16 protein-coding genes and 3 tRNA genes are annotated in these 20,806 nt (G+C 57.3%); 13 read left to right on the forward strand and 6 right to left on the reverse strand.

The window, feature by feature from the left end:
- The first annotated feature begins 197 nt into the window (after positions 1-197).
- Together lptF and lptG are read left to right on the forward strand one after the other, a co-directional pair.
- Positions 198-1,301 carry an LPS export ABC transporter permease LptF gene (gene lptF / locus J122_RS13125; protein ID WP_061332696.1) on the forward strand — a complete coding sequence of 368 codons (1,104 nt, stop codon included), beginning with the start codon at positions 198-200 and terminating at the stop codon, positions 1,299-1,301.
- Positions 1,294-2,355, forward strand: a complete 1,062-nt coding sequence (gene lptG / locus J122_RS13130) for an LPS export ABC transporter permease LptG (RefSeq protein ID WP_061332697.1) — start codon at positions 1,294-1,296, stop codon at positions 2,353-2,355. Before lptF ends, lptG begins: the two co-directional genes overlap by 8 nt.
- A gap of 19 nt (positions 2,356-2,374) precedes the next feature.
- On the opposite strand, the gene J122_RS13135 is transcribed toward lptG, so the two are convergent.
- Positions 2,375-2,932: an RDD family protein gene (locus J122_RS13135; RefSeq protein WP_058090304.1), complete on the reverse strand. Its 558-nt coding sequence runs from the start codon at positions 2,930-2,932 to the stop codon at positions 2,375-2,377.
- Between the two features lie 159 nt (positions 2,933-3,091).
- Here J122_RS13135 and alaS point away from each other — a divergent pair, with 159 nt between their 5' ends.
- From alaS to J122_RS13165, 6 genes are all read left to right on the forward strand, one after another.
- Entirely contained in the window at positions 3,092-5,722 is a 2,631-nt protein-coding gene (alaS, locus tag J122_RS13140) for an alanine--tRNA ligase (protein ID WP_061332698.1), read from the forward strand.
- A gap of 107 nt (positions 5,723-5,829) precedes the next feature.
- On the forward strand, positions 5,830-7,068 hold the full coding sequence (locus J122_RS13145) for an aspartate kinase (RefSeq protein WP_061332699.1): 1,239 nt from the start codon (positions 5,830-5,832) through the stop codon (positions 7,066-7,068).
- Between the two features lie 171 nt (positions 7,069-7,239).
- Positions 7,240-7,437, forward strand: a complete 198-nt coding sequence (csrA, locus tag J122_RS13150) for a carbon storage regulator CsrA (protein WP_022989559.1) — start codon at positions 7,240-7,242, stop codon at positions 7,435-7,437.
- Between the two features lie 125 nt (positions 7,438-7,562).
- Positions 7,563-7,652: transfer RNA gene (locus J122_RS13155), tRNA-Ser, on the forward strand.
- 57 nt (positions 7,653-7,709) lie between these two features.
- A tRNA-Arg gene (locus J122_RS13160) sits at positions 7,710-7,786 on the forward strand.
- Positions 7,787-7,806: 20 nt separating this feature from the next.
- Positions 7,807-7,883: transfer RNA gene (locus J122_RS13165), tRNA-Arg, on the forward strand.
- 246 nt (positions 7,884-8,129) lie between these two features.
- Here the strand turns inward: J122_RS13165 and J122_RS13170 are convergent.
- On the reverse strand, positions 8,130-8,666 hold the full coding sequence (locus J122_RS13170) for a DUF2058 domain-containing protein (protein ID WP_061332700.1): 537 nt from the start codon (positions 8,664-8,666) through the stop codon (positions 8,130-8,132).
- A gap of 104 nt (positions 8,667-8,770) precedes the next feature.
- Here J122_RS13170 and dbpA point away from each other — a divergent pair, with 104 nt between their 5' ends.
- The 4 genes from dbpA to J122_RS13190 all read left to right on the forward strand — a co-directional run bounded on the left by dbpA (position 8,771) and on the right by J122_RS13190 (position 13,775).
- On the forward strand, positions 8,771-10,144 hold the full coding sequence (dbpA, locus tag J122_RS13175) for an ATP-dependent RNA helicase DbpA (RefSeq protein WP_061332701.1): 1,374 nt from the start codon (positions 8,771-8,773) through the stop codon (positions 10,142-10,144).
- 223 nt (positions 10,145-10,367) lie between these two features.
- Positions 10,368-10,619: an OadG family protein gene (locus J122_RS13180; RefSeq protein WP_061332702.1), complete on the forward strand. Its 252-nt coding sequence runs from the start codon at positions 10,368-10,370 to the stop codon at positions 10,617-10,619.
- A gap of 41 nt (positions 10,620-10,660) precedes the next feature.
- Positions 10,661-12,439 carry a sodium-extruding oxaloacetate decarboxylase subunit alpha gene (gene oadA, locus J122_RS13185; protein WP_061332703.1) on the forward strand — a complete coding sequence of 593 codons (1,779 nt, stop codon included), beginning with the start codon at positions 10,661-10,663 and terminating at the stop codon, positions 12,437-12,439.
- A gap of 13 nt (positions 12,440-12,452) precedes the next feature.
- The gene (locus tag J122_RS13190) at positions 12,453-13,775 is read left to right on the forward strand and encodes a sodium ion-translocating decarboxylase subunit beta (RefSeq protein WP_061332704.1); all 1,323 of its coding nucleotides are present in this window, start codon (positions 12,453-12,455) and stop codon (positions 13,773-13,775) included.
- A gap of 199 nt (positions 13,776-13,974) precedes the next feature.
- On the opposite strand, the gene J122_RS13195 is transcribed toward J122_RS13190, so the two are convergent.
- Genes J122_RS13195 through imuA form a run of 3 tightly spaced genes read right to left on the reverse strand, consistent with a single transcriptional unit; the run spans position 13,975 to position 19,204 of the window.
- Entirely contained in the window at positions 13,975-17,091 is a 3,117-nt protein-coding gene (locus tag J122_RS13195) for an error-prone DNA polymerase (RefSeq protein ID WP_082780593.1), read from the reverse strand.
- Positions 17,091-18,509, reverse strand: coding sequence for a Y-family DNA polymerase (locus J122_RS13200; RefSeq protein ID WP_061332706.1), 1,419 nt, complete (start codon positions 18,507-18,509; stop codon positions 17,091-17,093). Before J122_RS13200 ends, J122_RS13195 begins: the two co-directional genes overlap by 1 nt.
- A 5-nt stretch (positions 18,510-18,514) precedes the next feature.
- Positions 18,515-19,204, reverse strand: coding sequence for a translesion DNA synthesis-associated protein ImuA (imuA, locus tag J122_RS13205; protein ID WP_061332707.1), 690 nt, complete (start codon positions 19,202-19,204; stop codon positions 18,515-18,517).
- 126 nt (positions 19,205-19,330) lie between these two features.
- Between imuA and J122_RS13210 the strand changes: the two genes are divergently transcribed.
- Positions 19,331-19,666, forward strand: coding sequence for a 4a-hydroxytetrahydrobiopterin dehydratase (locus J122_RS13210; protein WP_061332708.1), 336 nt, complete (start codon positions 19,331-19,333; stop codon positions 19,664-19,666).
- Here the strand turns inward: J122_RS13210 and J122_RS13215 are convergent.
- Positions 19,663-20,649, reverse strand: a complete 987-nt coding sequence (locus tag J122_RS13215) for an integron integrase (RefSeq protein WP_061332709.1) — start codon at positions 20,647-20,649, stop codon at positions 19,663-19,665. The two genes, J122_RS13210 and J122_RS13215, sit on opposite strands and share 4 nt — an antisense overlap.
- Positions 20,650-20,806: the final 157 nt, after the last annotated feature.

Below are 20,806 nucleotides of genomic sequence, written 5' to 3' on the forward strand. Positions count from 1 at the left end.
TTGAATGTGGTAGGCGTTGTTCATCCGATGCCAATAGGATTGGGGCAAAAGCTCTATTAATCAAGCGGCAGGCTTGTATCGTTACGATGGCTTTATCGTGTCAGGCTTATACTGTCATTCATCGCCAAGGTTACATAGAATACCCGCAGTTTCCGTTATCGACCATCTCACGCTTCGGCGCTGCCAGAGAGACTGATTTGAACATCGTTTTCCGTTACCTCATTCGCCAGATCATGGTCAGCATGGTTGCCGTTTCCGGCATCCTGTTGCTGGTGTTTATGAGTGGGCGCTTTATCAAGTACCTGGGCAATGCCGCAGAAGGCGAGATTCCCGCCGGCGTTCTGTTTTCCATCATGGCCTACCGCTTTCCGGGATTCCTGGAGCTGATTCTGCCTCTGGGGTTGTTTATCGGCATTCTGCTGGCTTACGGGCGGATGTACCTTGAAAGTGAAATGACGGTGTTGTTTGCCTGCGGTGTCAGCGACAGGCAGTTGCTGGCGAAGACCCTGATTGGCTGTGTACCGGTGATGCTGGTTGTGGCCAGCATGAGCCTGTATGTGTCGCCGTGGGGTATGAAGCAGGTGGAGGCTATCTTCAACGAAGCGCGCACCGCAACAGAGTTCGAGATGCTGGCGCCGGGGCGTTTCCAGGATTTTACATCCGGTAGCCGGGTTACCTATACCGAGGCTTTGAGCGATGACAAGCGACAGCTCCAGGGAGTGTTTATTGCTGAGTACGACCGAAATGGCCAAGGGGTGACCTTGATTACTGCCGAGTCTGGCTCTCAGCTGATTGATCAGGAAACCGGCAGTCGGTTTCTGATTCTGGAGAATGGCGGGCGTTTTCAGGGGCGGCCGGGTAACCTGGATTACAACGTTACCCGGTTTGAGGCTTATGGCCTGAAGGTGATGGGCGGTGAGGCAGGTAGCCGGGAACTGGAGGAAGGCATCAGCACGAAGGCGCTTTGGCAATCGGACGATCCGGAAGACCGAGCGCTGTTGCATTGGCGTTTTTCACTGCCATTGATTGTACCCATCGTGACCCTGCTGGCGGTTCGGTTGAGTCGGGTCAACCCCCGCCAGGGCCGTTTCTTCCATCTACTACCGGCGATGCTGGTTTATATCACCTACCTCGGGTTGCTGATCGTTGCGCGGGACGCCCTGGCGGATGGCAAGGTGCCGGAGTGGATAGGCATGTTATGGGTGCATGTGATTTTCCTGGCGCTCGGGCTTTGGTTGCAGTTTGGCCCAGCCTGGCTTTATAAGCGGCGCCTGGAAAAGGAGGCCCGTGCCCATGCGTAGAATTGATGGCTACGTCATGCGCACCGTGGGCGGTGCGATGTTCCTGGTAATGATGGTGGTGTTGTCACTGGACGTGATCTTCGCCTTTATTGCGGAACTGGACGACACCCGCAACGATTACCAGACCCTGCAGGCGCTCTGGTATGTATTTCTGACCTTGCCAAGGCGAATATACGATTACCTGCCGCTGGGTGCTTTCATGGGGTGCCTGGTTGGGTTGGGTGCCATGGCCAGTTCTTCGGAGCTGACGGTTATCCGGGCTGCCGGTGTTTCCATTCGCCGGATTGTCTGGTCGGCGATGAAGCCGGCCCTGGTTGTTGTGGTGCTGGGGCTGGCCATCGGTGAATACGTTGCGCCGACCACGGAGCGCATGGCGCAGAGCGACAAAGCGGTGGCTCTGGGGGCGAGCAGGAATGTCGCGTCGGCCCATGGTGTCTGGCACCGGGAGGGGAACACGTTCATGCACCTGAATGCCGTTCAACCAAACGGCGTATTGCACGGCGTATCTTTGTTCCGTTTTGGAGACGACCGGCAGCTGGAGGTGTCCAGCTTTGCTGAAAGGGCGATTTTCCAGGGCGATCACTGGTTGCTGGAGAAGGTGGTGTCCACGCGCATTGAGGAAGAACGCACCCTTCGCAATGAGCATGCCGTTTTGCGCTGGGAGACCGGGCTGTCTCCGGAAGTGCTGAGTGTGTTGATCGTCAAACCAGAAAATCTTTCCATGGCCGGCCTGTACACTTATGCCACCTATCTGGGAGAGCAGGGGTTGACGGCTGCCCGTTATTGGCTTGCGTTCTGGAAAAAGGCGTTGATGCCGCTGGGTACGGCGGTGATGGTGTTGGTGGCCATTTCCTTCATCTTCGGCCCGTTGCGCTCTGTGACCATGGGGTTCCGCGTGTTCACCGGCCTGCTGGTGGGCCTGTTGTTCAAGTACATGCAGGATTTGTTGGGGCCCATGAGCATGGTATACGGGTTTAATCCGCTCTTGGCGGTACTGGTGCCGATTCTGGTAAACGCTTTGGTGGGGGCTGTGTTGATGCGGCGGGCCGGCTGAGATGGCCGGCCCGGGCGCATTACTTTTTGTTTTTGGCGGTTTTTGATTTGTCTGGTGCGGGCACGGCCACAACCACGCTGTTGGATGCGCGATCGGTCAGCGACAAACCGTTGATCGGGTAGAACAGGGCGATCACAGCGGGCACGGTGAGCAGGAGCGTAAGGGAGCCTACGTAGTAGGCGGCGATCATGGTCAACACGATGACTGCCGCAGCGCTGCCATAACGGAGCAAGGCCTGGGTCCAACTGACGGACGTGCCATCCAGGTTCTCGATTCGAATGCGCCACACCTGCATGCCCAGGGTTTGGCCGATACGGGTCCAGAAATAGGCGAAGAACAGGTAGAGCACCAGGAACAGGGTGAAGGTGAGGCCCGGGCCGCCCTCGAGTTCGCCTGCCTCGGCCATCTGTTCGTACTGTTCCCAGCCGGTTATCCAGCCTGCAATCATGGTGTAAGCCCAGGTGGCTACCAGCAGCACGGCGATACTGATCAATCCATCGTAGATAATGGCCAGGGCTCGCTTCAGTGCGGTGGCTGGCGGTAAAAGTTCCTCGGCGTTATGAAAGCGTCGGGGCATGGAGTCTCCTGTGAGGTTTCACGTTTTTCCTGTTCTCGGCGTGTGCTAGAGTAGCGGATTTGCACACGCATGTAAGTATTCGTATTTCAATCGCGGACTTGCCGGCTATTCCGGCGGGTTTCAGGCAAGGTGTTAAAGGTCGAAAGGTATCAAAGGTCTATGAAAACCGCAGAGTTGCGACAGGCGTTTCTGGAATATTTCAAGCAGCAGGGTCACACCATTGTGCCGAGCAGTTCACTGGTGCCGGCAGACGATCCTACACTGCTGTTTACCAACGCTGGCATGAACCAGTTCAAGGATGCCTTCCTTGGCCGGGAAGAACGCGACTACACCCGGGCGACCTCATCCCAGAAGTGTGTGCGCGCCGGTGGTAAACACAACGACCTGGAAAACGTTGGCTACACCGCCCGCCACCACACGTTCTTCGAAATGCTGGGTAACTTCAGCTTTGGCGATTACTTCAAGCGTGAAGCCATCAATTTTGCCTGGACCTTCCTGACCGGTGAGCAGCACCTGAACCTGCCCCAGGAAAAGCTCTGGGTAACTGTGTACGCCGAAGACGACGAAGCCTTTGATATCTGGAACAAAGAAGTAGGTGTTCCGGCTGAGCGGATTATTCGCATTGGTGACAACAAAGGCGGCCGCTACGCTTCCGACAACTTCTGGCAGATGGGCGATACTGGCCCTTGTGGTCCTTGCACCGAAATTTTCTACGACCACGGCCCGGATGTGGCGGGCGGACCTCCCGGAAGCCCCGAAGAAGACGGCGACCGCTACATCGAGATCTGGAACGTGGTGTTCATGCAATACAACCGCACCGCCGATGGCGAGATGTTGAACCTGCCCAAGCCTTCGGTAGACACAGGCATGGGGCTGGAGCGGATTGCGGCTGTGCTGCAGGGCGTTCACAGCAACTATGAGATTGACCTGTTCCAGGATTTGCTCAAGGCGGCTTCCGAGATTCTGGGCGGTGCGGCGACCACCGAAGCGTCGCTGCGGGTGGTGGCAGACCACATTCGCTCCTGCGCTTTCCTGATTGCCGATGGTGTGATGCCCTCAAACGAAGGTCGTGGCTTTGTACTGCGCCGAATCATCCGCCGTGCAGCCCGTCACGGTAACAAGCTGGGCGCAACCCAGCCGTTCTTCTACAAACTGACCGGCGCCCTGGTGGAATTGATGGGCGAGGCCTACCCACAACTGGTCAGCAGCCGCAAACAGATCGAAAAGGTGCTGTTGCAGGAAGAAGAGCAATTCGCCAAGACCCTGGACAAGGGGTTGCGTCTGCTGGAGCAGGACATCGCCGAACTGAAGGGTACGGAAATTCCTGGTGAAACCGTGTTTACCCTGTATGACACCTACGGCTTCCCGGTGGACCTGACCAACGACATCGCCCGTGAGCGTGGCCTGACCCTGGACTACGAAGGCTACGAAAAGGCCATGGACGCCCAGCGTGACCGTGCCCGCGCGGCCAGCAAGTTCGGCATCGATTACAACGCCGCCGGCATCACCATTGACGGCAAGACCGAGTTCACCGGCTACGATCATATTGACGGCCATGAGCGCATCCGGACGGTTCTGGTCAACGGTGAAGAGAAAACCGCCGAGGCCGGGGACGAGTGTGTGGTGGTGCTGGAGCGAACGCCGTTCTATGCGGAATCCGGCGGCCAGGTGGGTGATACCGGCCTGCTGACCTGGAGCGGTGGTCGCTTCCAGGTAACCGATACCCGCAAGGAAGGCGACAACCACCTGCACGTGGGCACACTGGTAGAGGGCGAGTTGTTCCCGGGCCTAGAGGTAGACGCCCGCATTGATCACGCCCGCCGTGAGCGCACCAAACGCAACCATTCCGCCACGCACCTCCTGCACGCAGCGCTGCGCAAGGTTCTGGGGGAGCATGTCACCCAGAAGGGCTCACTGGTTGACCCGGACAAATTGCGTTTCGATTTTTCCCATTTTGAAGCCGTTACACCGGAACAGTTGAAAGAGATTGAGCGTCAGGTAAACGAACAGGTTCTGGAGAATACGCCGGTTCAGGTTGACGTGACCGACATGGAGTCCGCCAAAGAGAAAGGTGCCATGGCTCTGTTCGGTGAGAAGTATGGCGATGTGGTGCGCGTGTTGAGCATGGGGATCGACAGCTACTCCGTTGAGCTTTGTGGTGGCACTCACGTGTCTCGCACCGGTGATATTGGTCTGTTCAGGATTACCTCGGAGAGCGGTATCTCCTCCGGTGTTCGCCGCATTGAGGCGGTGACCGGGTTTGGCGCGTTGGAATGGCTGGACGCCACTGAACGAACCCTGCGCGAAACGGCCCGCCTGGTTAAAGGCACCCGTGAGACCGTCGTGGACAAGGTTCAGCAGGTCCTCGACCGCAACCGCCAGCTTGAAAAAGACGTTGATACTCTGAAAGCCAAGCTCGCCAGTTCCGCAGGCAGTGATCTTGCTGGAAATGCTGTAGAGGTGGCGGGACTAAAAGTCGTCGCGGCAGAGCTGGAAGGTGCTGATCGCAAGGCGCTGATGGAAACCGCCGACCAGTTGAAGAATAAGCTGGGCGAAGGTGTGGTGGTTCTGGCCACTGTTGACGACGGCAAGGTTACCCTGGTTGCCGGGGTTACCAAGTCTGCCACTGGTCGTATTAAAGCGGGTGATCTGATGAAGCATCTGGCGGCGCAAGTGGACGGTAAAGGTGGTGGCCGCCCGGATATGGCACAGGGTGGCGGTAACGACCCGTCCAAGCTGGCGGATGCCCTGGCAGGTGTTCCGGCCTGGGTTGAACAAAATATCGGTTAAGCAACTGTTTTTGGACGCGGGCGGAGGTTTATAATTCCGCCCGCTTTATTTGATGGGCGGGCAATCGGTGTTCCGCTTTGAGTCCTCGGTTCGGAGTTTGGCAAAACATGGCTCTGTTGGTTCAGAAATTTGGTGGTACGTCCGTTGGTACAACCGAGCGGATTGAGGCGGTGGCTGACAAAGTGTGTCAGTTCCGTAAAGGCGGGCACGATGTGGTGGTTGTGGTCTCGGCCATGAGCGGAGAAACCAACCGGCTGATCGCCCTGGCCAACGACATTATGGAAGATCCGGTACCCCGGGAAATGGACGTACTGGTGTCTACCGGTGAGCAGGTGACCATCGCGTTGTTGTCTATGGCGCTGCAGAAGCGTGGCTGTGATGCCCGGTCTTACACCGGCTCACAGGTGCGGATCCTGACGGATAGCAGTCACACCAAGGCGCGGATCAAGCAGATTGATGAGCAGCGCATGCGTGAAGATCTGGAAGCCGGCCGGGTAGTGGTTGTTGCGGGCTTCCAGGGTATTGATGAGCACGGCAACATCACTACGCTCGGTCGCGGTGGTTCAGACACTACCGCGGTGGCACTGGCGGCTGCCCTGAAGGCTGACGAGTGTCAGATCTACACGGATGTGGACGGTGTTTATACAACCGACCCGCGGGTGGTAGACAGCGCTCGCCGGCTCGATCGTATTACATTTGAAGAAATGCTCGAGATGGCCAGCCTGGGCTCGAAAGTGCTCCAGATTCGCGCCGTCGAATTTGCAGGTAAATACAATGTTCCATTAAGAGTGCTTTCCAGCTTCCAGGAAGGTGAGGGCACCCTGATTACTTTTGAGGATGAGAACGCCATGGAACAACCGGTTGTTTCCGGCATTGCTTTCAATCGTGATGAAGCCAAACTGACCATTTCCGGTGTACCCGATACCCCGGGCAGCGCCCTGCGGATTCTGAAGCCGGTCAGCGATGCCAATATTGAAGTGGACATGATTGTGCAGAACGTGGGCGAAGATAATAAAACCGCGTTCACCTTCACTGTTCACCGTAACGACTTCAAACGGGCCCAGGAAGTTCTGCGTGGTATCTCCAGCGAAATTGGCGCTGGCGAAGTGGGTGGCGACAGCAAGATTGCGAAAGTGAGCATTGTGGGCGTAGGCATGCGCTCGCATGCTGGCGTGGCAACTAAAATGTTTGAGGCGCTGTCCAAAGAAGGTATTAATATTCAGATGATCTCCACCTCGGAAATCAAGATTTCGGTGGTGATCGATGAGAAGTATCTCGAGCTGGCGGTTCGTGCACTGCACAGTGCATTCGAGCTGGATCAGGCCGGGGTGGACGAGGGCGCTTAACAGCAGGATGCTCGCAAGCGCGCCTTTTTGAGTCATTGATAATAGCTATCGAGATGCGAAGGGGTATAAGTATTATTGCGTCTTTAGTATGATCGGTGATCTCTTTATAAAAGCTATAAGTACAACATTCTGTTGTCGGAACAGGTTGGTTTGGAATAGGGAGAAAGGGATATGTTGATTTTGACCCGCCGTGTTGGCGAAACTCTGATGATCGGTGACGAGATTACCGTTACCGTTCTGGGAGTGAAGGGGAACCAGGTACGTATCGGTGTTAACGCGCCCAAAGACGTCGCGGTTCACCGTGAAGAAATCTATCAGCGGATTCAGTCCGAAAAAGGCTCAGACGAGCCGGAACCGGGCAATCGTTGATCAATAAAAAGCCGCTCACGGGAAACCTGAGCGGCTTTTTTGATGGTGGGGAAAATCGAGTAGAAAAAACTCGTGTCAACCCTATGAAAACAGAAAAATTATGGTAGTATACGCCCCGTTCTCAAGGAGAGGTGGGTGAGTGGCTGAAACCAGTTCCCTGCTAAGGAACCGTACGAGCAATCGTACCGAGGGTTCGAATCCCTCCCTCTCCGCCATTTCCTTTTGGGAAACGAGAACAGGTTGAATCAGCATTCAACCAATGCGAAAGATGCGCGGCTGTAGCTCAGCTGGATAGAGTACCTGGCTACGAACCAGGCGGTCGGAGGTTCGAATCCTCCCAGCCGCGCCACTATCGCAAACCTGTTTTAAGCGGCTGTAGCTCAGCTGGATAGAGTACCTGGCTACGAACCAGGCGGTCGGAGGTTCGAATCCTCCCAGCCGCGCCAAATAAAGATCAGAACGCCTCAGCTTGTATACCTCACAAGCTGAGGCGTTTTGCTTTGTATAGCTGGGAGAATTTGAACCGAAAGAGGTTCGACCGAAGCACACGCAGTGTGCTGAGGAACGTCGGAGCAGCGCGACGACGGCCCCGAAGGGGTAAGGGCCGTAGGCCCGAATAATCCTCCCAGCCGCGCCAAATAAAGATCAAAACGCCTCAGCTTGTATACCTCACAAGTTGGGGCGTTTTGCTTTCACCACATTAAATCATCCGGAATCTCATACCCCGCGTAAGGGTCGTCCTCTCCGGCATCATCCTGCTTGCGATCGTGCATCGAAATCACGGCGGTTTCGTCTCGCTCCATAATCTTGCGGGCTACTTTGTCCGGGACCACTTCGTAGTTGTCGCCAATTGCCACAATCGCAAGCCGGCCACGGGAGAGCTGGTCAACCATGGTGTCATCCACCAGAATTTTCTTGATCTTCTTTCCGTCGACAAACTGGTAAGACGTTTCGCCCCGGCTGCGGTCCAGCCGGTTGGTTTCAATCAGTTGCCGAATCTGAGCCTGAATGGCTTTCTTTTCCGCCTCCTTTTGCCGTTCCAGATTCAGCTGGCGGTCACGCTCGGCCTTTTCAAGGCGGGCTTGGCGAGCGCGTTCCTCGGCTTCATTCACCTGGACTGCACCTTTGGGTTGCTGCTTGCGTTGCTTACGTTTTTCGTTTCGTATGCTTTTGGCTTTCTTTTCGTCGGCCAGTCCGGCCTTGAGTAGTTGTTCCTGCAAAGACGCCATCAGTGACTCCGTGGATTCGTGATAAACTGCATATTATGAACCTCTAGTATACGCCGACGTTATTCCCGCAATAACCCACAAACATTTACCTCGTGGATTTTTCTATGTCTTCTTTTAAAGAGCTGGGGCTTTCTCAGGCCATGCAGGCAAATCTGCAGCGGTTGGGTTTTGAGCAGCCGACAGGCATACAGGTCAAGGCATTGCCACCAGCGCTGGCCGGCAAGGATGTGATTGCCATGGCGCAGACCGGCAGTGGCAAGACGGCTGCATTCGGCATTCCGTTGTTGGAACGACTGAAACCAAAACAGTTTGCGGTGCAGGCGCTGGTGTTATGCCCGACCCGGGAACTGGCTGACCAGGTGGCCAAGGCTTTGAGAGAGCTGGCGCGGGCACAAGACAACGTGAAAGTGCTCACGCTTTGTGGGGGTGTTCCCATAGGGCCCCAGATCGGCTCGCTCAGTCATGGCGCCCATATCGTGGTAGGCACGCCGGGCAGGGTTGATGACCACCTGCGCAAGGGTACGCTGACCCTGGACCGCGTGAACACGCTGGTGTTGGACGAAGCAGACCGAATGCTGGATATGGGGTTTGAAGAGGTGGTGTTGTCCATTCTTGAGCAAACGCCGGCCGCCCGACAAACCCTCCTGTTTTCCGCAACCTGGCCAGAACCGATCCGGGCCATGAGCGAGCGCTTCCAGGTTGAGCCGGTGGACGTCAGGATCGAGGCAGAAGACGCTACCAGCAGTATTTCTGAGGTGTTCTACGAAATATCGCCAGACCAGAAAGTTCGCGCAGTTGCAGCCCTGTTGTCTCATTATCAGCCGGTGTCGTCTCTGGTTTTCTGTACAACCAAGCGGGACTGCGACGAGCTGGCGCAGGAGCTTGAGGCACTCGGTTTTGCGGCTATGTCACTGCATGGGGATCTCGAGCAGAAAGACAGGGATAGCACATTGGTCAAATTCGCCAATCAGAGCTGCACGGTCATGGTCGCCACCGACGTGGCTGCTCGTGGCCTGGATATCAAAGCGTTGCCCCTGGTGATCAATGCCGAGCCTGCCCGCGACCCGGAAGTTCACACCCATCGCATTGGCCGTACCGGGCGTGCAGGTGAACAGGGGCACGCGATTACGCTGTGTGCGCCCAGCCAGGGCCATAAAGTCTCGCGGCTTGAATCAGCCCGGGGTGAGTCTGTTGTCTGGGGCGATTCCGAAAGCCTGCTGGCGCAAACGTTACGCCCGGTTCGCCCGGCCATGAAAACCCTGTGCCTGGCCGGTGGTCGAAAAGACAAAGTGCGCCCTGGCGACGTGTTGGGCGCTTTGACCGGGGATGCGGGTATTCCGGGTACGGCAGTGGGAAAAATAGATCTGTTCGATTTCCAGTGTTTTGTGGCCGTTGATGAAGCCTGGGCAGATAAAGCTTTGGCTCGGCTTGAGAAAGGAAAGGTCAAAGGCCGCAAAATCAGGGTTCGTTATGCTTGATTCCGGTTGTTGAAGACCGGTCGGGTGAGTGTCAGATCAGGCCAGGAAGCTCGGAAAGTCCCTATAGAAATGTTTACTTCAGGTTGCTCCTGATCAATGAAAACGGTAAATTACGCAGGATTTTGCCTCCCGATTTGTTCGTTCCAGCCATTAGACTTTGGTCTGACGGCTGAAGGCGGCGAAGCGGGGAAATCACACAAATCAATACAGGTAGCTATTCGATATGAATGAGCTGATGTCACAAGCCGTCGAGTTGATGATTGCTGGTATGGGCTTTGTGTTCGCGTTCCTGGTTGTTCTGGTATTCGCGACACTGCTCATGTCCAAACTCATTGGACGGTTTGCGCCGCCAGAGCCGGCAACCCCGGCCAAAACGCCACGTGCCAAGCCGAAGGCGCCCGCGTCGGTTGATCCTGACACCGCCGAGGCCATCAAGAAGGCGATTGCACAATACCGGGCACGCCACAAGAAGTGACCCGTTGCACGATTAGAACCTTTTAACAGAAGGCTGACACGATGACTGATACCAAGAAACCGCTGGGGATTACGGACGTAATTCTGCGTGACGCCCACCAATCCCTGCTTGCCACCCGTATGCGGCTTGATGACATGCTGCCCATTGCCGAGAAACTCGACAAAGTCGGTTTCTGGTCTCTGGAGTCCTGGGGTGGTGCTACCTTTGATTCCTGTATCCGTTACCTGGGCGAAGACCCATGGGAGCGCATCCGCGAGCTGAAAAAAGCCATGCCCAACACCCAACAGCAGATGCTGTTGCGTGGTCAGAACCTGTTGGGCTATCGCCATTACGCGGATGATGTGGTTGACCGTTTCTGTGAGCGCGCCGCTGAAAATGGCGTCGACGTGTTCCGTATCTTCGACGCGATGAACGATCCTCGTAACATGGACCGTGCCATCAAAGCCGTTCGCAAGACCGGCAAGCATGCCCAGGGCACCATTGCCTACACCACCAGCCCCGTGCATACCGTCGACATGTGGGTAGAGCTTGCGAAAGAAGTGGCCGACATGGGTGCCGATTCCATCGCGATCAAAGACATGGCGGGCATTCTCAAGCCCTACGTAGCGTATGAGCTGGTCAGTCGTCTGAAGAAAGAGCTGGATATCCCGATCCACATGCAGTGCCACGCCACCACCGGCATGTCTACCGCCACCGCCATCAAGGCTGCGGAAGCCGGCATTGATAACGTGGACACCGCAATCTCCTCCATGAGTATGACCTACGGCCACTCGCCCACTGAGGCAGTCGTGGCCATTCTGGAAGGTACCGACCGTGACACCGGCCTGGACCTGAACCTGCTGGAAGAAATTGCCGCTTATTTCCGCGAAGTGCGTAAGAAGTACGCCAAATTTGAAGGCAGCCTCCGTGGAACCGATTCCCGCATCCTGATTGCCCAGGTGCCGGGCGGCATGCTGACCAACATGGAAAACCAGTTGCGTGAGCAGAACGCCAGCGACAAGTTTGATCAGGTTCTGGAAGAAATTCCCAAGGTTCGCGAAGACCTGGGCTTCATCCCGCTGGTGACCCCAACCTCTCAGATTGTCGGTACCCAGGCGGTACTGAATGTTCTGACCGGCGAGCGTTACAAGTCGATCTCCAAGGAAACGGCTGCGATCCTGAAGGGTGAGTACGGCGCAGCGCCGGCACCCATGAACAAAGAATTGCAGGATCGTGTTCTGGATGGCAAGGAAGTGATGACCTGCCGCCCGGCGGATGTGCTTGAACCGGAAATGGACAAGCTGACCGCTGAGCTGAAGGACATCGCCAAAGAGAAGGGCATCAAACTGGCCGAGCAGGAAGTTGATGACGTTCTGACTTACGCCTTGTTCCCGCAGATTGGCCTGAAGTTCCTGGAAAACCGCGGTAATCCGGATGCATTTGAGCCGGTACCGAGTGCCGATGACGTTGCCCCCGCCAAAAAGGCCGCTGGCCCTGAGACTTACACCGTAGAAGTTAACGGCAAGAAGTACGTGGTTGCTGTTAACGAAGGTGGTGAGATCAGCCAGATTGAAGGCCAGGGTGGCGCCTCTGCGCCTGCCGCTGCTGCAGCTCCGGCTGCCGGTGAGGGCGAGCCTGTGGTGGCGCCTCTGGGCGGTAACATCTGGAAGGTTCACGTTTCTCCGGGTGATACCGTGGAAGAGGGCGACGTGCTGATTATCCTCGAAGCCATGAAAATGGAAACCGAGGTGCGCGCACCCAAGGCCGGTACCATCGGTGAAGTCTTCATCAAGGAGGGGGACGCCGTCTCCGTTGATGATGAAATGCTGACAATCGCATAAGGGCCAGCATTCCATGGAAAAGTTATTGACGTTGTGGACAGGTAGTGGCCTGTTCAACATAGAGCCGGGCCAGGTGGTGATGATCATCGTTGGCCTTGTGCTTCTCTATCTTGCGATCAACAAGAAGTTTGAGCCATTGCTTCTGGTACCCATTGGGTTCGGTGGCATCCTGGCGAATATTCCGGAGGCAGGGCTTGCCCTGTCTGCGGCCGAGAACGCCATCCATTTCGCGAAGCCGGAAGTGTATGCGGCTTTGGCGAGCACACTAGATGTAGCCTATCAGGCTGGCCAGACAGTTACCCCTGAGGTAAAGGCGGCCTTCAAGGAAGCCTATGAGTCGGCTGGCTACGGCACGGTGAGTGCTGCGGATTCCATCGCTCAAAGCCTTGGTTACAGCCACGGGATGCTGCACAGCTTCTACATGGTGATTATCGGTTCTACCATTGGCCCGCTGCTGATCTTCATGGGCGTTGGCGCGATGACCGATTTTGGCCCCTTGCTGGCTAACCCCAAGACGCTGCTGCTTGGTGCCGCCGCTCAGTTCGGTATCTTCGGTACCGTGATTGGTGCGGCGCTGCTGGACTGGACCGGTGTTCTTGAGTTCACCATTCGTGAAGCAGCGGCCATCGGTATTATCGGTGGTGCGGATGGCCCGACGTCGATCTACGTATCAAGCGTTCTGGCTCCGCATCTGCTGGGTGCTATCGCGGTCTCTGCCTACGCCTACATGGCGTTGGTGCCGATGATCCAGCCGCCGATCATGAAGGCGCTGACCACCCAGAAAGAGCGCGCCATCAAGATGTCGCAGTTGCGCCCGGTGAGCAAGAAAGAGAAGATCATCTTCCCGATCGTGGTACTGATCGCGGTGGTTCTGTTCCTGCCGGATGCGGCTCCGCTGCTGGGTATGTTCTGCTTCGGTAACCTGATGCGTGAGTGTGGCGTGGTCGAGCGTTTGAGCGACACGGCCCAGAACGCGCTGATCAACATTGTGACCATCTTCCTGGGGCTGTCTGTTGGCGCCAAGCTGGTGGCGGACAAGTTCCTGGATGGCCAGACTCTGGGTATCCTGGTGCTGGGCATGGTGGCCTTTGCGGTTGGTACCGCTGCCGGTATCTTGATGGCCAAGTTGATGAATAAGGTGACCAAGGAAGCGATCAACCCGTTGATTGGTTCTGCCGGGGTGTCTGCGGTGCCGATGGCGGCGCGGGTGTCCAATAAGGTTGGCCTGGAGGCGAACCCGCAGAACTTCCTGCTGATGCACGCGATGGGCCCGAATGTGGCTGGTGTTATCGGCTCTGCGGTTGCAGCGGGTGTGATGATCAAGCTGCTTGGCTGATTGTTGTTCGCTGCTGTATTGAGAGAACCCTGCTTCGGCGGGGTTTTCTTTTTTGTAGCCTGCTAGTTTGGTGCTGGCAGCAGGGTGGCAGGGCTTTCCAAAAAACGCTCCTTCGGCACATCCATGTGGCGCTTGGGCTCCGAGTTGTCAGCCTTAAGAGTGCGGGAAAGTTTGCATTGTGGTGGTCGTTCCCAGCTGTTCAGTGAAAATCTCTGGAACTGACCGGTAACGCGTTAATCAGATGGCTCAGGTCAGACAGCTTTCCGGCCATGATATGAACGATATCTCCCTCCTTTTCGATAATCCCCTTTACGTGTAACAACCGGGCGGTGAGTAACGGTTTTCGTTGGCGGCGGGCGGTGTCTAGCCAGACGACGACATTGATGTTGCCGGTTTCGTCTTCGAGGGTGACGAAGGTGACGCCAGAGGCGGTGCCGGGGCGTTGGCGGCCGGTGACGAGGCCGGCGACTTGTACGGGGATGCCGGGGCGGGTGGTTCTGAGTTGGTCGGCGGTGAGGCAGTAGCGCAGGTGGCCTTGTTCGCGGAGCAGGGCGAGGGGGTGCCTTTGTAGGGTTAAGCCCTGGCTGCTGTAGTCGGCCAGTACGTTCTGGCCTTCGGTGGGTTCGGGGAGCAGGTGGCAGGGCTCCGGGGTGTAATCGGCCATGGTTTCGTTGGCGAAGAGTTCTGCCGGTTCTTCGTGTTCGAGTAACTGCCAGTAAGCCTGGTGGCGGTTGCTGGTGAAGCCGGGCATGGCGTTGGCGCCGGCGAGGAGTTCCATGTCGCGTTGGTTGAGGCCCGCGCGGGTGCGCAGTTCGGTGGCGCTTTGGTAGCCGTTTGCGGGGCGGTTCTGGTGAATGCGTTCGGCACCGCTGGAGGACAGGCCCTGTATGATTCTGAGGCCGAGGCGCAGGTGTTTTTCCTTGCCTTGCAGGGTGTGTTCCCAAGCGCTGTGGTTCACATCCGGTGGCAGCACGGTTACCTGGTGGCGCTGGGCATCCTGTACCAACTGGCTGGGGGAGTAGAACCCCATGGGCTGGCTGTTGAGTAGGGCGCAGTAGAAGGCGGCCGGGTGGTGGCGTTTGATCCAGGCGGAGACGTACACCAGCAAGGCGAAGCTGGCGGCGTGGGATTCCGGGAAGCCGTAGCCGCCGAAACCGCAGATTTGCTGGTATAAGCGTTCGGCGAAGTCCGGATCGTGGCCCCGTTCCAGCATGCCGCTGATCAGTTTGTCCCGGAACGGGGTGAGGTCGCCGTGGGATTTCCAGGCGGCCATGGCGCGGCGCAGTTTATCGGCTTCGCCGGCACTGAAGCCTGCCGCCACCATGGCCAGTTTGATGACCTGTTCCTGGAAGATCGGCACACCCAGGGTACGTTCCAGTACCTGGCGGACGGCGTCGTTCGGGTAGTCCACCGCTTCCAGGCCGTGTTTTCGGCGCAGGTAAGGGTGCACCATGTCGCCCTGAATAGGGCCGGGGCGGACGATGGCCACTTCAATCACCAGGTCATACCAGGTTTCCGGTTTCAGACGCGGGAGCATGTTGATCTGGGCCCGGGATTCCACCTGGAACACGCCGATGCTGTCGCCTTTTTGTAGCATGGCGTAGGTGGCCGGATCTTCCTGGGGCACATCCTGAATGGTGAAGGTTTGGCCCTTTTCCTCGCTGATCAATTCCAGCGCCTTGCGGATGGCGGTGAGCATGCCCAGGGCCAGTACATCCACCTTCATCAATCCCAGGCTTTCCAGGTCGTCTTTGTCCCATTGGATCACGGTACGACCTTCCATGGCGGCGTTTTCTACCGGCACCAGTTCAGCCAATGGTCCGGCACTGATCACAAACCCTCCCACATGCTGGGACAGGTGCCGGGGGAAACCCAGTATCGTGTTGACCAGGGTAAAGAACTGCTCTGCTACTTTCGGGTTTCGGGTGAGCCCTTTATCCAGAATCTGCTGCCGCCAGTTGGTGGCCTTGTCGCGCCAGTCGATGCCATCGAGCAGTTTTTCTACCAGAGCTGTATCGAATCCCAGCGCCTTGCCGACATCGCGGATGGCGCTTCGGGGGCGGTAGCGGATAACCGTTGCCGCCAGGGCCGCCCGTTCCCGGCCATAACGTTGATAGATGTACTGGATGACTTCTTCCCGCCGTTGGTGCTCAAAATCCACATCGATGTCCGGTGGCTCGTCCCGGTCTTTCGAGATGAAACGTTCGAACAGCAGCTCCACCTTGGCGGGGTTCACTTCGGTGATGCCCAGGCAGTAACAGACGGCCGAGTTGGCGGCCGATCCTCGCCCCTGGCACAAGATACCGCGGCTGCGAGCAAAGGCCACGATGTCGTGGATGGTGAGGAAGTAATGCTCATAGTTGAGCTCCGAGATCAGACCCAGCTCTTTGCGGATTAATGCCTGCACCTTCATAGGCGTGCCCTCGGGGTAGCGGCGGCGTTCGCCGTCCCGGGTCAGGCGTTGGAGGTAGGCCGCCGGGGTTTCGCCCTTCGGTACAAGGTCAGGCGGGTATTCATAGCGCAGGCTGCCGGGCTCGAAACGGCAGCTGTTGGCAATGTTGACGGTTTCCTGAAGCCAGGCCTGGGGGAACAGGCGTTGCAGTACCGGGAGCGGCCGCAGGTAACGCTCGCCGTTCTGGAACAGGCAGTGGCCGGCGTTTTCGACCGTGGAGTGATGGCGCAGGGCAGTGAGTACATCTTGCAGGGGCTGGCGCTCCCTGGCGTGCATGTGTACTTCGCCGGTTGCGGCAATGGCAAGCTTAAACTGCTCGGCCAGCTTACGTACGCGAGCCAGCTGTTGCTCTTCGCCCGCTTCCAGGGTGCGGGTAGCGGCAATGCGCAGGCGTTGTTCAAACAAACGTTGCAACCATTCACCACAAGCCTCGGCTTGCTCGTAGCTGGCAGCCGACGATGCCGGTGGTAACCACAGGCAGAGGCAGTTATCCAGCTCGTGGGTTTCGATATCTCTGGTAAACAGCTGATATTGGCCTTTTTCTGCCCGGCGCCGGCCGATGGTGATCAACTGGCACAGCTGGCCGTAGCCCTTGCGGGACTGGGCCAGCAGGATGAAGCGGGGCATGGCCGCACCGGCCGGAGCATCCTCCAGTTCAAACCAGCTGCCGGTAATCAGCTTTACCGGGCTGTCTTTCAGGGCGGCCCAGGCTCTGGGAATGCCGGCAACGGAGCAGGCATCGGTGATGGCGATAGCGTTGTAGCCCAGTTCCAGGGCACGTTCGGCCAGCTCGTGGGGGTGTGAAGCCCCGGTCAGAAAAGTGAAATTGCTGAAGCAGAACAACTCTGCGTAGCCGGTAGTCATCAGCCAAACCATCCGTGTATGAACCAGCCACCCTGAACGTCCCGGAACACCCAGGCCAGTTCGCCGCCCGGCAACTGGGCGATGTAGTAATCCCGGTGAACCCGCTGGCCATCCCACCAGCCACCGCTGATGCGCTCCGGGCCGGAATGCCAGGTCTCCGGGGGCTGAGCCAGAGGCCGGGGAGCCTTCAGGAGCCACAAGGGGCGCCGGGGCAGGGTCACTGAAGCCTGTGGCCGGGGTTTACCGGGTTTGCCCGGATTGCTGGCAGACCAGGCACACTCGGGCCGGTGATCAGCCCTGGCCGCAAGCCGTTTCAGGGACTGTTCGCCCAGGCGTGCCTGCAGGCGGCTGATCAGCGTGTGCCAGGCTTCGTCCAGGTCTTCCGTTTCGCCCAACAGATCCCGGCCTAACGGGGCTTCCCGGCCGGTGAAGCGTTTGACTGCCAGAATCAGGCCGGTGACCGGTGCGCTCAAGGGGGGTTGGTCCAGCTTCAGGCGTATCAGTTTCAGAAACATCTCGGCCCGGTGTTCCGGCCCGGTAGTGCGAATGCGTAAACGGGTGGCTTGCTGATGCCGGTGCTGCAGAATCAGTAACAGGGTATCCGTGTCTTGCTGGCGCCAGCACAGGTCTTCCTCCAGTTCTGACAGAATCCGCTGTAGTGAGAACAGCAGCCCCTCGGTGTGCTCCACTTCGTGAATGAAGTCGGCTTTTTGCCGGAAACTGTGGGGTGGTTGCCAGGGGGCTTTTGGGTCTGGCCGGGTGCCCTGGATTTTCTGGACCATGGCCAGCAGTTCTGGTGACAGTCGCCGGGCCAGCTCTGTGGGGGGCAGGGCAAACACCTCTGCCAGGGTGTTCAGCCCCAGGCGTTGTAAGCGGGTGCAGGACTTTTCATCAAACCCTGCGGCCGGCAAGGGCAGGCTTCCCACCGATGCAAGAATGTGGTGTTTGTCTGCCGTGTATTCCCCTTTGCCGGCCCGGGCCAGTAACTGTGCGGCCTGGGGCGTATGGCCAATGGCGACCCAGGCGGTCAGTTTACGTTCGGCCAGCGCCTGCTCCACGGTTTGCCAGATAGAAGGCAAACCGCCATACAGTTTCTGCAGGCTGCTGACTTCTGCCCAGATACCGTCTGGCGGTGAGAGGGTAATGTGTGCTGCATAGCGGTATAGCCAGCGCGCCTGGTCTTCCAACAGCCAGGCTTCCTGCCTGGCTTCGGTACGCATGATGCTCAGTTCTGGTGCCAGGCCCAGGGCAGTCTTCAGGCGCATACCGGCTTCAATACCAAAATCCCTGGCGTTTGGGCAGGCCTGAACCACGGTATGCCCGGCGCCATCCACAATCGCCAGGGCTCCTGTGGATGGCTGATTCCGGTGGATGTGGTCCAGCAGCAAATGCGGGAAGTGCAGGTAAAGCCAGAGCATACAGCTTACCCTTGTGAACGGGGCCACGGCCCCTGAACCACACGGGATGAATCCTGAGTGGTGATGTCTGCCCGGTGCCCTAACGCCAGGGAACAACGTTGGCCAGGCCAGCTGCCACGGCGCTTGATGATGTTTACTTTGAGGTCCTGATGATCCCCTGGCACCAGTTCCAGGCGCAAAGCCGCAGGTGAGTTTTGATCCGCCTGCCGGCGGCTACGGAACAGCACACACACATTGCCGCCGGCTTCTGATGCCAGCTGTAGCCGCCGGATATCCCGGCTGGCAAGCTTGCCAGGCCAGGCGAGCACCAGCCCGGTTACCGGTGAGCGAAGGCAGTTCTCAAGTGTCCACAGGAAATCGCCCTGATCGTCTGTGTTGATCACCACCAGATGGTCCAGATTCACGCCTTCCCGGGCCAGGGCAGGGGCATAGGGCGTGTGCGGCGGGTTCAGCCAGAAAACGGTCTTGCCCTGCTCAGACAAGCGCTGCATTAATGGCAAAACAAGGTGCAACTCACCAATGCCGAGGGCATCCAGCAGGCATTCGCTCAACGCGCCCCGGGGCCAACCAAGGCCACCCAGTTGATTGTCCAGAACCTGATAGCCTGTCGGCTCTGCTGGCTGCGTAGTTTTTCTGTGCTTGTGGCCCTGCCATACGCGGGCATCCTGCAGAAGACTGCTGAGAAGGTCACTCATGGGGAAATCTCTGAACACTGTTTATATATACAGTATTATTGTGGGGGCGGAATTTCAACTACCCACTTGATAAAACCGCTCACGCCACCCACGCTGGACACAGTAACCAGGAGAGGAGAAACAGCCATGACAAAACTGAGCCAACACGCCTGTGAAGCCTGCCGTTCAGACGCACCGAAAGTGACCGGCCAGGAGAAGCAGGAACTGCTGAGCGTGATCCCAGACTGGGAAGATGTGATGGTAGACGGCGAGGAACAGCTACGCAGGGTCTTCACCTTCAAGAACTTCGTGGAAGCGCAAGCCTTCACCAACAAAGTGGCGGACCTGGCCGAAGCCGAAAACCACCACCCCGCGATTCTGCTGGAGTGGGGCAAAGCCACCGTGCGCTGGTGGACTCACAAAATCGGCGGTTTGCACAAAAATGATTTCATTATGGCCGCCAGAACAGACGAGCTTTATTAAAAGGCCTCGTCCACCGGGCTGCGCACACCAAAGCCGCCTTTACGGACAACATGGGTGTAGATTTCGGTGGTACGGACATCGGAATGGCCGAGTAGCTTCTGGATAGTGCGTAAATCGTAGCCTGCTTCCAGAAGCCGAGTAGCAAAACTGTGCCTGAAGGTGTGGCTCCCGGCGGGCTTGTGAATGCCCGCCGCGCGAATGGCAATCTTGAAGTGCTTCTGTACCGTTCGGTCCAGCATGTGGTGGCGCCGCCGTATTCCAGAACGCGGATCAATAGAAAGATCCGGTGCCGGAAATACATACTGCCAGTCTGGTTCCTGACTGGCACTGGGATATTTTCTGGCCAGGCCAGCCGGCATATACACCGAACCACAGCCACGGGCGATATCCACCTTGTGCTGCAACCGGGCTGAGTGGATCTGCTTCTGGAGAGGCTCAATCAGCCGGTCTGGAAGCAGTGTGATCCTGTCTTTACCGCCTTTGCCTTCGCGGATAATTAACTGCTGCATCCCGAAATCGATATCTTTGATCCGTAGCCGAAGCGCTTCACTTATCCGTAAACCAGAACCGTAAAGTAGCATGGCGATCAGTTTATACTCGCCTTCCAAGTTGGCAATGACCCGCCGGGCCTCATCTGGACTGAAGACAACGGGCAGCTTCTTGGGTTTTCTGGCTGCCTCATACTGAAGCTCTTCCAAGGGTGTACCCAGAAACTCCCGGTACAGGAAGATCAGGGCATTCAGTGCGACTCGCTGGGTAGCCACGCTGACATTTGCCTGCAGTACCAGATGTGACAAAAATGCCTCTACCTCCTCAGTGCCCATCGCTCTCGGGTGTTTTCGGCCATGGAACCGGATAAAGCGTTTAACCCAGAAAACGTAGGTTATCTCGGTTTTATAGGCTAGGCCCCGTAGCCGGATAAAGTTCCTGAGTTGATCAAGAAAGCGGGTAGATTGCGGTGAAATAGGGATGCGGATATCCATATCCTGAACTCTCTCTTTGCATGTATGGATATGGGTCTTCACTTCTTTTAGTGGGTAACCCTTTATTTCCCTGCCGTTTTTGGTCAATGTTAGCCCATCCGATTAACCCGATGGATGGTGGCCGACATTGGATCAATGCACCCTCTACGAACAGATT

The sequence above is a fragment of the Marinobacter excellens LAMA 842 genome (assembly GCF_001574445.1).
GTDB lineage: Bacteria > Pseudomonadota > Gammaproteobacteria > Pseudomonadales > Oleiphilaceae > Marinobacter > Marinobacter shengliensis.

Bases quoted from the DNA above. Each gene is read 5' to 3' on its own strand.
- lptG (WP_061332697.1), top strand. From the start codon at position 1,294: ATGCGTAGAATTGATGGCTACGTCATGCGCACCGTGGGCGGTGCGATG.
- J122_RS13135 (WP_058090304.1), bottom strand. From the start codon at position 2,932: ATGCCCCGACGCTTTCATAACGCCGAGGAACTTTTACCGCCAGCCACC.
- alaS (WP_061332698.1), top strand. From the start codon at position 3,092: ATGAAAACCGCAGAGTTGCGACAGGCGTTTCTGGAATATTTCAAGCAG.
- J122_RS13145 (WP_061332699.1), top strand. From the start codon at position 5,830: ATGGCTCTGTTGGTTCAGAAATTTGGTGGTACGTCCGTTGGTACAACC.
- csrA (WP_022989559.1), top strand. From the start codon at position 7,240: ATGTTGATTTTGACCCGCCGTGTTGGCGAAACTCTGATGATCGGTGAC.
- J122_RS13170 (WP_061332700.1), bottom strand. From the start codon at position 8,666: ATGGCGTCTTTGCAGGAACAACTACTCAAGGCCGGACTGGCCGACGAA.
- dbpA (WP_061332701.1), top strand. From the start codon at position 8,771: ATGTCTTCTTTTAAAGAGCTGGGGCTTTCTCAGGCCATGCAGGCAAAT.
- J122_RS13180 (WP_061332702.1), top strand. From the start codon at position 10,368: ATGAATGAGCTGATGTCACAAGCCGTCGAGTTGATGATTGCTGGTATG.
- oadA (WP_061332703.1), top strand. From the start codon at position 10,661: ATGACTGATACCAAGAAACCGCTGGGGATTACGGACGTAATTCTGCGT.
- J122_RS13190 (WP_061332704.1), top strand. From the start codon at position 12,453: ATGGAAAAGTTATTGACGTTGTGGACAGGTAGTGGCCTGTTCAACATA.
- J122_RS13195 (WP_082780593.1), bottom strand. From the start codon at position 17,091: ATGACTACCGGCTACGCAGAGTTGTTCTGCTTCAGCAATTTCACTTTT.
- J122_RS13200 (WP_061332706.1), bottom strand. From the start codon at position 18,509: ATGCTCTGGCTTTACCTGCACTTCCCGCATTTGCTGCTGGACCACATC.
- imuA (WP_061332707.1), bottom strand. From the start codon at position 19,204: ATGAGTGACCTTCTCAGCAGTCTTCTGCAGGATGCCCGCGTATGGCAG.
- J122_RS13210 (WP_061332708.1), top strand. From the start codon at position 19,331: ATGACAAAACTGAGCCAACACGCCTGTGAAGCCTGCCGTTCAGACGCA.
- J122_RS13215 (WP_061332709.1), bottom strand. From the start codon at position 20,649: ATGGATATCCGCATCCCTATTTCACCGCAATCTACCCGCTTTCTTGAT.